The 11,176-nt window shown below is 48.3% G+C and carries 10 protein-coding genes, 1 pseudogene and 1 riboswitch; of the genes and pseudogenes, 7 read left to right on the top strand and 4 right to left on the bottom strand.

Annotated features, from left to right (window positions below):
• Positions 1-88 precede the first annotated feature (88 nt).
• Together dapF and JCM14505_RS03990 are read right to left on the bottom strand one after the other, a co-directional pair.
• On the bottom strand, positions 89-1,075 hold the full coding sequence (gene dapF, locus JCM14505_RS03995; protein WP_054653116.1) for a diaminopimelate epimerase: 987 nt from the start codon (positions 1,073-1,075) through the stop codon (positions 89-91).
• A 4-nt stretch (positions 1,076-1,079) separates the two neighbouring features.
• Positions 1,080-2,447, bottom strand: a complete 1,368-nt coding sequence (locus tag JCM14505_RS03990; protein ID WP_054653113.1) for an aspartate kinase — start codon at positions 2,445-2,447, stop codon at positions 1,080-1,082.
• A gap of 148 nt (positions 2,448-2,595) precedes the next feature.
• Positions 2,596-2,775, top strand: a riboswitch (Lysine riboswitch).
• 93 nt (positions 2,776-2,868) lie between these two features.
• On the opposite strand from JCM14505_RS03990, the pseudogene lysA reads away from it, so the two are divergent.
• The 6 genes and pseudogenes from lysA (at position 2,869) to JCM14505_RS03960 (ending at position 8,988) form a co-directional block, all read left to right on the top strand.
• Positions 2,869-4,177 (top strand): annotated as a pseudogene (lysA, locus tag JCM14505_RS03985) (diaminopimelate decarboxylase).
• Between the two features lie 21 nt (positions 4,178-4,198).
• A complete protein-coding gene (dapD, locus tag JCM14505_RS03980; protein WP_054653111.1) occupies positions 4,199-4,912 on the top strand; it encodes a 2,3,4,5-tetrahydropyridine-2,6-dicarboxylate N-acetyltransferase in 714 nt (237 codons plus the stop codon).
• Between the two features lie 15 nt (positions 4,913-4,927).
• A complete protein-coding gene (locus JCM14505_RS03975; protein WP_054653109.1) occupies positions 4,928-6,082 on the top strand; it encodes an N-acetyldiaminopimelate deacetylase in 1,155 nt (384 codons plus the stop codon).
• 13 nt (positions 6,083-6,095) lie between these two features.
• The gene (gene dapA, locus JCM14505_RS03970; RefSeq protein WP_054653107.1) at positions 6,096-7,010 is read left to right on the top strand and encodes a 4-hydroxy-tetrahydrodipicolinate synthase; all 915 of its coding nucleotides are present in this window, start codon (positions 6,096-6,098) and stop codon (positions 7,008-7,010) included.
• Between the two features lies 1 nt (position 7,011).
• Positions 7,012-7,785, top strand: a complete 774-nt coding sequence (gene dapB / locus JCM14505_RS03965; protein ID WP_054653105.1) for a 4-hydroxy-tetrahydrodipicolinate reductase — start codon at positions 7,012-7,014, stop codon at positions 7,783-7,785.
• An 18-nt stretch (positions 7,786-7,803) separates the two neighbouring features.
• Positions 7,804-8,988 carry an aminotransferase class I/II-fold pyridoxal phosphate-dependent enzyme gene (locus JCM14505_RS03960; protein WP_054653103.1) on the top strand — a complete coding sequence of 395 codons (1,185 nt, stop codon included), beginning with the start codon at positions 7,804-7,806 and terminating at the stop codon, positions 8,986-8,988.
• Between the two features lie 219 nt (positions 8,989-9,207).
• On the opposite strand, the gene JCM14505_RS09525 is transcribed toward JCM14505_RS03960, so the two are convergent.
• Positions 9,208-9,474 (bottom strand): EamA family transporter, encoded by a 267-nt coding sequence (locus JCM14505_RS09525; RefSeq protein ID WP_263848950.1) that lies wholly within the window; start codon positions 9,472-9,474, stop codon positions 9,208-9,210.
• A complete protein-coding gene (locus tag JCM14505_RS03950; RefSeq protein ID WP_054653099.1) occupies positions 9,432-10,010 on the bottom strand; it encodes an EamA family transporter in 579 nt (192 codons plus the stop codon). Before JCM14505_RS03950 ends, JCM14505_RS09525 begins: the two co-directional genes overlap by 43 nt.
• 87 nt (positions 10,011-10,097) lie before the next feature.
• On the opposite strand from JCM14505_RS03950, the gene JCM14505_RS03945 reads away from it, so the two are divergent.
• Positions 10,098-10,880 (top strand): PhzF family phenazine biosynthesis protein, encoded by a 783-nt coding sequence (locus JCM14505_RS03945; RefSeq protein WP_054653097.1) that lies wholly within the window; start codon positions 10,098-10,100, stop codon positions 10,878-10,880.
• The last annotated feature ends 296 nt before the right edge of the window (positions 10,881-11,176 follow it).

Raw genomic sequence — 11,176 nt, 5'->3', positions numbered from 1 at the left:
TCTTTTTATAACGATTCAATATTCAATTGATTTTCTAACTTGATAATAACACCCCTTGACGTTAAAAATAACACCAGGGGGTTAATAATTATTGCTTTAAGCTGGCCACAAATTGGTCGTAGGCAGCTTGTTCATCCGTTGCGACCACGTCAATTTGATCCGGCGTCACGTTGGCGTCATGCAATAACTGTTCATCAACCGTGAAGTGATGGGTGACGGCGGCGTTCCCAATTAATTCAATCCAGTATTGATGATTGTTATGATGCAAAATCGTCTTGACCATTCCACCTGGATTGTAGACGGTGATTGGCGTGTTAAAGTCAGCTAACTCAGGGTGACTTAAAGCAAAGGCTAACGTCGTGGCCGACATCCCGGTCCCACAGGCGTTCGTAAAGCCCACGCCCCGTTCAAAGGTGCGGACAAAGAGTTCGTTCTTGCCTAAAATTTCGGCAAAGTTGACATTCACACCATCGGTAAAGTAGGGGTTATCACCGTTTAACCACGTCCCCACTTCACCAAGCAAATCACCATGTAAAGTTTCGTGGTCCATGAAACTAATTAAATGCGGATTTGGGACCGCTAAAGTCGTAAACTTCAAGCCGGGCGCAATTTCTGGCACCCATTCATCGACAATCCGGTCGCGACCTAAGTTTTCAAATGGTAAGTCGGTCCGATCAAACTTAACCGGTGAAATTTCGACGGCGAACGCGGGCACGCCGGGCGCAAAGTCAGGTTGTTGGCGGACGCGTAAATCGGCGTACATCGTTTCGACTAAGAAGTCCGTTTCGCCATGCTTTTGCGCTAAGTAGCGGGCGACTGTTCGTAATCCATTCCCACACATGGACGCTTCACTCCCATCCGCATTAATCACCCGCATTTGGGCGAGGACGCCATCGTGTTCGGAGTGGTCAACGACTAAAATCCCGTCGGAACCATCCAAGACTCCCGTCGTAGGGTTGGTCATTTGTTGGGCGAGGGCACTTAATTCTTCGTCGGTGAGGGGAGTATCAAGTAAGGTTTGGTCCAAAATAAAGAATTGGTTCATGGAACCGTGGACCTTGGTTAATTCAACCATCTAGTTAATCCTCCTGGTCAGTTAAAAATTGTTGGTAAATTAATTGAACTGCTTGATTGGCATCTTCGCGGCGCGTCCCGAGCATGATTGAAATTTGGGAGGCCCCTTGGTTAATCATTTGTAAGGAAATCCCGTTCGCAGCGAGGGGGGCGGTGGCGTTCATCATAACGCCCGGAGTGTGAGCCATGCCTTCGCCGACCAGCATCACAATTGCGTAATCATCAATCCATTCCAAGCGGTCGGGATTAATTTCTTGTTGCACAGCGGTACAAATCGCATCGACCTGTTCATCCGTTAGCTTATCGCGGTCGAAGATAATCGTCAAATCATCAATCCCGGATGGCATATGTTCGTATGAGACATTGTTATCGTTTAAGATTCGTAAAATCCGGAGTGTAAAACCATTTTCCTTGTTTAACAAGTACTTGTGTAAGTATAAGGCGGCGAAATGACGCCCGCTGGCAATCCCAGTTAAAATTCGTTCGGGTTGAAAATCGTGTTCAGGCACAATCATGGTTCCTGGTTTTTCCGGGTGCCAAGTGTTTTTCACGTTAATCGGAATTTGGCCTTGGATGGCGGGGATTAAGGCTTCATCATGGAACACTGAGAACCCGGCATAAGATAATTCTCGCATTTCCCGGTAGGTCATCGTCGCAATTGGCAGTGGATCCGGCACTAAGTTTGGGTTCGCCGAGTAAATCGCATCCACGTCGGTAAAGTTTTCGTACAAGTCAGCGTTAAAGGTCCGGGCTAAAATGGCCCCGGTCACATCCGAACCACCCCGGGAGAAGGTAGCAATATATCCAGATAAAGTATAACCGTAAAAGCCTGGGAAAATAATCCGTTCATTTGGCTTTAGATCGAGCTTGGCTAAGTTAACGTAGGCTTCTGGACTAATCACGGCGTTGTTTGGCGTCCCCGTGACCCGGAACCCAGCTGCTAATGGATCAACATAGCGGGCAGGAACCCCTTGGTGGTTTAAAATAATGGCCATTAACTTCGCGTTTAACCGTTCCCCGTGGGCTTTAAAAGCGGCCATTAAGTAATCATTATTTGGATACGTTGCTTGTGGCAAGGCCACGAGTAATTCATGCAATTCACTTAATTCGTCATCTTGGACCCCAAAGTGATGGGCAATTGCTTGGTAACGGCCAAAAATCGCCGCAATAATATCCGTAGCCGTATGGCCGTTGATGGTTAATTTAGCAAAATTAATTAATAAATCCGTGACTTTAATGTCGTCGGCAAAGCGCTTGCCGGGCGCCGATGTAACGACGACTTGACGGTCGGCATCCGCCTTAATAATCGCGATTGCTTGTGCAAAGGCATCTCCGTTGGCGAGCGAACTCCCACCAAATTTAATAACTTTCATGTTTAAAACCTCATTTAAAAAAGTAAATTACCTGCATTTTATCATTTTTTATCTACCTGGCAAGCGAAAAATTAGAATATTTCCAGATATATGAGAAAATTCTGATAATTGATTGACAAAAAAACATCGTCATCGTTAAACTAAGATTAAATCAGACAGAGGCGCAATCAACAAGAGTATTAATCTTGAGCCAGCCACGGCACAGACGGATTAAGAAAGGGGCGATTGCCGAAGTGCAAGGACCTGGCAAGTCCTTGTGCTGGGGCGGGGTTTAAGAGACCTCGGACTGTCGCAACGAGTTAACACGTTGCGGGGCGCTATCGGTGACGAATTCGAAATTTATGTATGCGAAGTCCGAGCTAGTAGTGTATCCGCTATTGGCTCGGATTTTTAATTTTTAATGAATGAAAGAGGATTATTGATGAACGAACAAATTCGACCCGATCAAATTAACGCCGCCGGTCATTTAACGATTGGTGGTGTTGATACGTTAGAATTAGCGGCGGAATTTGGGACGCCCTTAGTCGTTTATGATGTGGCCCAAATTCGCGACCAATTTCGGCGTTTCCAAGCGGTCTTTGAACAAAATCAAGTCGATTATGAAGTTAGTTATGCCAGCAAGGCCTTCGCTAGTAAGGCGATGTATCAAGTCGTTGCGCAAGAACATGGGCACATTGATGTCGTTTCCGGTGGGGAAATGACGACGGCGATTCAAGCCGGCTTCCCGATGGACAAGGCGACCTTCCATGGTAACAACAAGTCAGCCACGGAATTACGCTTAGCGTTAACGCACCACATTGGATGATTGTAATTGACAACTTCCATGAAATTGAATTATTAAGTCAATTATTAACGGAATTAGATACGCAAACCGATGTGATGCTCCGGATTACGCCGGGAATCAGTGCTCACACCAATGAATATATTCAAACCGGTCAAGTCGACAGTAAGTTTGGGTTTGACCTGGATTCGGGGCAAGCTGATCAAGCTTTGCAACAAGTGTTAGCGAACCCGCGGATGCACATGCGTGGAATTCACGCGCACATTGGTTCCCAAATCTTTGAAGTCGTTGGCTTTGAAGGGGCCGCTCAAAAGCTCGTCAGCGTGGCCAAGCATTGGCACGATGAATTTGGCTACACGACCGAAATCTTAAACGTCGGCGGTGGTTTTGGGATTAAGTACACGACGGACGATCATCCGTTAGCGCCGGAGGCCTTTGTTGATGCCATTGTGAAGGCCGTTAAAAAGGCCGCCAGTGAGGCTAACTTACCCGAACCCGGGATTTGGATTGAACCGGGGCGGTCAATTGCTGGCCCAGCCGGTTACAACTTATACACGGTCGGCTCCCGCAAAGATATTCCAGGCTACTTACCATTCTTAACCGTTGATGGGGGATGGGAGATAACATCCGGCCAGCGTTGTATCAAGCCGAATACGAAACGGTTTTAGCCAATGATCCGCAAGCACCAGCGACGGAAACGGTCCGGATTGCCGGGAAGTATTGTGAATCCGGTGATATTTTAAGTTATCACCAAGCTTTGCCAGCTACCAAGCCTGGCGATGTCTTAGCGATGCTTGACACCGGGGCCTATGGGTACGCGATGGCTTCGAACTACAACCGCAATCCACGACCAGCGGTGGTCTTCGTCGAAAATGGCCACGCCCAAGAAGTCGTCAAGCGCGAAACGTGGTCAGATATGGCCCGCTTAGATCAAGATTACAATTTATAAACTAAAGGAGAACTAATTATTATGGCTCAATTAGATGCACAATCAATTATTAACTACATCGGGACGGCTCCTAAGAAGACGCCGGTTAAAGTCTACGTCAAGGGACATGACTTAGATGATTTAACTTACCCTAACACGATTGATGCGTTCGTCGAAGAACACACGGGGACGCTGTTTGGGGACTGGCAAGATGTGAAGGCGTTCTTAGCTGACCACGAAGGTGACTTCATGGGCGTCCGGATTGAAAACCAAACCCGGAATTCCGCCGTCCCATTGTTAGATATGAAAGAAATCAACGCCCGGATTGAACCAGGGGCCATCATTCGGGACCAAGTGGTGATTGGTAACAATGCTGTCATTATGATGGGGGCCACGATTAACATTGGGGCTGAAATTGGCGCTGATACGATGATTGATATGGGCGCCATCCTCGGTGGCCGGGCGATTGTCGGTAAGCACTGCCACATTGGTGCCGGTACGGTCTTAGCGGGGGTAATTGAACCAGCCAGTGCCGAACCAGTCCGGATTGACGATGATGTCATGATTGGGGCCAACGCGGTTGTGATCGAAGGGGTCCACGTCGGTGAAGGGGCCGTAGTCGCTGCCGGCGCCGTCGTTACGGAAGATGTAGCGCCTCACACGGTCGTAGCGGGAGTGCCAGCCAAGGTCATCAAGCAAGTTGATGCCAAGACTGAAAGCAAGACAGCCTTAGAAGACGATTTACGGAAGCTTTAGAAAGGACGAACCGCGATGGCGACGTTAACAACCGATGAATTAATTCAAATTCGGCGGGATTTACACCGAATTCCCGAACTCGCATTACAAGAAGTAAAAACGCATGCCTACCTATTAAATGTGATTCAACAAATGGATCAAACGCATTTAGAAATCATGGTGCCGAGTGAATTACCAACGGCCATTTTTGTCCGCGTGGCCGGGCGAAATCCCCAACGGACGATTGGTTATCGGACCGATATTGACGCTCTCCCGGTGGAAGAAGCCACGGGGTTACCATTTGCGTCAACGCATCCGGGCAAGATGCACGCGTGTGGGCACGACATTCACATGACGGTGGCGTTGGGGATTTTAAGTTACTTCAGCGAACACCAACCAATGGATAATTTAGTCTTTTTCTTCCAACCCGCTGAAGAAAGCGAAAATGGCGGCAAGTTAGCTTACGACTTGGGCTTATTTAGTGGTCAGTGGCGCCCGGACGAATTTTATGGCTTCCACGATAATCCGGATTTACCGACTGGTGTGATTGGCTGCCGGAATGGCACGCTGTTTGCGGGGACAACGGAAGTTAATATTGACGTCATCGGCCAAAGTGGACATGCGGCCTTTCCGCAAAACGCCAATGATGCCGTGGTGGCGGCCAGTGCGTTAGTCATGCAAGCACAAACGATTATTTCGCGCAGTATTGATCCAATTCAAAGTGGAGTGTTAACGTTTGGCTTGATGCAAGGAGGCACCATCCGAAATGTGATTGCCGGTTCGGTCCGTTTGGAAGGGACGATTCGGGGCCTGACGCAAACGATGATTGAAACGATTGATCAACGCTTAACGGACATTTGTCGTGGAATTGAATTAACTTATGGTGTGACGGTCAACTTGGAATTAAACCAAGGGGGCTACTGGCCGGTAGAAAATGATCCGGCATTAACAACGCGGTTTATCGACTATATGCAAAGTAATCCGGCCGTGCAGTTCCAGGAAACCGCCCCAGCAATGACGGGGGAAGACTTTGGCTTCTTACTCGCCAAGTTCCCGGGGACGATGTTCTGGCTCGGGGTCGAAGATGATTCACCATTGCATGCGGCCACCTTTACGCCGCATGAAGAAGCCATCCAAGCCGGTGTCGACGCGATGACAGGTTTCTTAACGATGCGGATGCAGGAAAATTAATGAGGAGTTAAAAATGGAATTAAAGCAAGCAGATTTAATGACGGCGATTGTGACGCCATTTGACGAAAACGGCATTAATTTTGATGCCTTAGATCAATTAACGGAACACTTACTCAATCAAGGTAACAAGGGGTTCGTAATTGGGGGGACGACGGGGGAAACCCCAACGTTAACCCATGACGAAAAGATTGCTTTGTATCAACACTTTGGCCAATTAATTGATGGCCGGGTGCCAGTCATTGCCGGGACGGGGAGCAACAATACCGCTGAAACGATTGCCTTTACAAATGAAGTGGCTAAAATTGACGGCATTGACTACGCCTTAGTGGTCGTGCCACCTTACAACAAGCCCAACCAACGTGGGATGCTCGCTCACTTTACTGCGGTCGCTGATGCAACGGAATTACCAATTATCATTTACAATATTCCGGGCCGGACGGGAGTTAAGATGGACACGGAAACCATCTTGACATTAGCACAACACCCAAACATCGCGGGGATTAAGCAATGTGCGAGTCTCGAAGAACTGCAAGTCATCGTCGAACACGCACCGAGTGACTTTGCCATCTTTACGGGTGAAGACAACCAAGCCTTAACCGCCAAGGTCCTTGGTGGTGACGGGGTCATTTCGGTGGCCGCTCACCTTTACACGAAGCCAATGCGGGCGATGTATGACGCTTTAGCCGCGGGCAACGTGACGGAAGCCGGCCGTTTACAACGGTGGTTAACGCCACGGATGCAAGCTTGCTTCATGTTCCCAAGTCCAAGTCCGGTGAAGGCCGTTTTAAACGCTCAAGGATTTAACGTTGGGGAATGTCGGTTGCCAATTACGACGTTGACGGATGATGAAGCCAGTCAATTAGCCGTGGCGTTAGGATTAGATGCTGATGCCTTAGCCGGTGAATTACCAACAGAATTAGGGGAATAAGATGACAAAAGTATTAATTGCCGGGTTTACCGGCGCCATGGGGCAACAAGCTACCAACCTTGTTAATGAACTGCCAGATTTTGAAGTGGTAGCGGGTTTAACAACACCAAAGCATGCTGACGACCGGGCGTTATTACCAGCCGGTGCCACGGTGTACACGGCCTTAGCGGATGTTCCCGCGGGCGTGGCGGATATTTGGCTTGATTTCACCTTGCCAAGTGCCGTGTACGAAAACGTGAAGTTTGCCTTAGCCCATGGGATGCGGCCAGTAGTCGGGACGACTGGGTTGACGGATGAACAATTAAGCGAACTCCAAGCCTTAGCGAAAACCAACCAATTAGGGGGCTTGATTGCGCCGAACTTTGGGATGTCGGCGGTCTTATTAATGAAGTTTGCCCAAGAAGCGGCCAAGTACTTCCCCGACGTTGAAATCATTGAAATGCACCACGAAGATAAAAAGGATGCGCCATCGGGAACGGCGTTGAATACGGCAAAGTTAATTAGCCAAAACCGGTCGGCTCATCAAACGGCGCCGGACGAACATGAAAGTTTAGCTGGGGCCCGTGGTGGTGACTATGAGGGCATCAAACTGCATGCGGTCCGCTTACCGGGTTACGTTGCCCACGAACAAGTCTTATTTGGGGGCGCCGGTGAAGCTTTAACGATCCGCCAAGATTCCTTTGACCGGAAGTCCTTTATGAGCGGCGTGAAGGTCGCCTTAGAACATGTTCACGAATTAGACCAACTCGTGGTTGGTTTGGAAAACGTCTTATAGACGAGAAAGGAGTTGCCAATGCCAGCAACTGCAGCTAGTTTAGCGCAATTACATAACCATTTATTGGATACGATGACGCCACCAGCGATTCGATCCTTTGATAATCAAATTTCAAGTGTCCCCGGGATTATTAAGTTAACGCTGGGGGAACCGGACTTTAACGTCCCCGAACACGTCAAGCAAGCCGCGATTAAGAGTATCGAAGCCAACGATTCCCACTATGCCCAAGATGTTGGTAAGTTGGAACTCCGGCAAGCGATTCACGATTACTTATTGGATACGCGGGCAGTAAGTTATGACGTCCAAAGTGAAATTGTCGTGACGGATGGGGCAACCGAATCCTTAGCGGCTATTTCATATGGGTTGCTCAATCCAGGCGATAAGGTTTTGATTCCAACGCCAGCGTTCTCCTTGTATTTTGCCCAAGTGAAATTGGCTGGGGCCGAACCGGTGATGTTAGACACGAGTCAAGATGACTTCCAATTAACTCCTGATCATTTAAAGCGGGCCCTCGCTGAACATGGGGCGGCCGTCAAAGCGATTATCTTAAACTATCCGAACAATCCAACCGGTCGGACGTTTACGAAGGCTGAAATTGACGCCTTAGTGCCAATTTTAAAGGAAAGCGGTTTGTTAGTGATTTCGGATGAAATTTACAGTGACTTGACGTACGATCAAGCCCACATTTCCTTTGCGACCCAATTGCCAGAACAAACGTTAATTGTCAGTGGCATGTCCAAGTCCCACGCGATGACTGGTTACCGGTTAGGATATGTGGCGGGGCCGGCTGACATTATGAAGTCGGTGAGCCAATTACATAGTTACTTAGTTGTCTCAGTGAATAATGCCACCCAAGCCGCCGGGGCTGAAGCCTTAAACAACGGTCGGGATGACGCGGTGAAGTTTAAGGAAGCCTACCAAAAACGGCGGGACTTTATTGTCGCCGCGATGCAAAAACTGGGCTTTACGTTAGCGACGCCACAAGGAGCCTTTTATGTCTTTGCAAAGATTCCAGCTCAATTTGGCACGGATGACTTTAAGTTTGCCTTAGACCTTGCCCAAAAGACCGCCGTTGGGGTGATCCCAGGTTCCGTCTTTGGGGCTGGGGCCGAAGGGTATGTCCGGTTGTCATACGCCGCTTCAGATGAAAACATCAAAGAAAGTATGCGGCGCTTAGCTGAATACATGGAAAAATTAGCTTAATCATTAATTAATACCGAATTATAATGAAAAGACCAGCCCAAATGTGGCTGGTCTTTTTTAGGATCAAAAAAACCGGTAACCAAGATGGCTACCGGTAACGGCTGATTATTTCAGTTGCTTAGTCTGCATTAGGTCTGGGAGTTGCGCGATAATGACGGCGCTAAAGACCAGCGCAGCCCCGAATAATTCGTGCCCAGATAAGCCTTGATGCAGGATCAATCACCCTAACAGAGCCGCAAAGACGGCTTCTAACGACATCGCAAGGGCGGCGGAGACGGGTTCGGCATATTTTTGCCCGATAATTTGGAGGGTGTAAGCAATCCCACTCGACATAATCCCAGCGTACATCATTGGGACGAGGGCGTGAAGACAATGGGATAGGGTAACGGGTTCAACCATAATCATCACAATTCCAGCGCAGAACCCGGCCGTGATGAATTGGATCAGTGATAAGTAAAGACTATCATAGCCGAGATAATGATCAATGACGATAATGTGGGCCGCGTAGAAGAAGGCGCAGGCGAATGAAAGTAAGTCAGCCAGTAAATCCCATGTAAACCGTGCGCGAAACATAGTAAGTACAGGCCTACTAAAGATAAGACGACGGCGAGCGCAATTAACCATGACCGGGTACGACCGAGTAACCAGGAAACAATGGCGACAATCACGACGTATAACGAAGTTAAGAACCCTGAGCGGCCGGCGGAAGCAACATGGGCTGGGTAAAGGCTAATTCCTCCTTGTTGCAAGGCTTCCCCTAAAAAGAGGACGAGGCCAAGGTAAAGCCCAGGTAACCAATGAGCTTTAAAGTTGGTGACGGCGGTGCCATAGGCAAAGGGGCTGGTGCCGGTATGACGCCAAGTAATTAATAAGACTAAGAAAAGCGCAGCCATGATGTTCCGACTAGCGTTAAAGGTGAAAGGGCCAACTGCATCCGCTCCGGCCGCTTGGGCCACAAACGCCGAGCCCCAAATCACGGCGGTCAGGGTTAAGATGAGGGTGCCTTTTAAATTTTGACTCATAAGTACCTCCTGATTAGGTTTAATTCCGGTTATTATAACAATAATGGTACAATAAAGCGATAGTCCAGATTAAGTAGGAAAATGAAGATGAAACAATATGTAATTGATGCCTTTACCGACCAAGTTTTTCACGGTAACCAGGCGGCCGTGTGTTTGTTAGATCACTGGTTAGTGGATGAAATCTTGCACCAAATGGCCCGGGAGAATAATTTCTCCGATACCGCGTTTGTGGTCAAGGAAGCCGGGCAGTGGCACTTACGGTGGTTTACGCCGGCCGGCGAAATTGAATTATGCGGGCACGCGACGCTTGGGACGGCGTACGTGTTATTTAAGTTTGTGGAAACGACGGCGACGCAATTAACGTTTAATACTTTAGCCGGTGAATTAACCGTGACTAAGGATGGCGATTGGTTAGCGATGGACTTTCCAAAGTATGCTTTAACCCCGGTGCCAGTGACGGCAGCGATGAGTGAAGCGCTTGGGGTTACCCCAACGGCAGCCTATTTAGGGCGCGATTTAGTTTGCATATTTGATACGGTAGCCCAAGTCCAAACAATGACACCGGACATTCCGAAAGTCAAAGCCTTACCAGGGGTGTTAGTCCATGTGACCGCGCCGGGGCAGGATGAGTTTGATTACGTAGCCCGGAGTTTTGCGCCGAAGCATTTAATTGATGAAGATCCCGTTTGTGGCGTTGGGCATTGTCATTTAGTACCGTACTGGACCCAACGCTTGGGCAAAAATCAATTAATGGCGTACCAAGCTTCTGAGCGGGGCGGCGTGTTGAAAGTCAAAATGAATGGTGAACGGGTGTCATTAGCCGGTCAAGTGGCATTGTATTCGGTCGGGGATGTAATGGTAGAAGGATAAGTGAAGAAGATGTAGATGGGCGACTTACCAAGGTGGTAGGTCGCCTTTTTTTTGGAACGCTAGAAAAGTTATGAAATGCTAAGATTTGGGAGTATACTTATATTTATAACGATTAAATCTAAAAGGAGCAGACGGATGAGTACTCAACTCAACTCAACTCAACTCAACTCAACTCAACTCAACTCAACTCAACTCAACTCAACTCAACTCAACTCAACTCAACTCACGCTGATTATGTAAATAGTCAACGTCTTTTTGTCAAGCAATCAATCGCGGATTCAGTAACAAATGGGGTT

Source organism: Limosilactobacillus equigenerosi DSM 18793 = JCM 14505 (assembly GCF_001311375.1).
GTDB classification, from domain to species: domain Bacteria; phylum Bacillota; class Bacilli; order Lactobacillales; family Lactobacillaceae; genus Limosilactobacillus; species Limosilactobacillus equigenerosi.
This window is presented reverse-complemented; position numbering and strand designations above follow the sequence as displayed.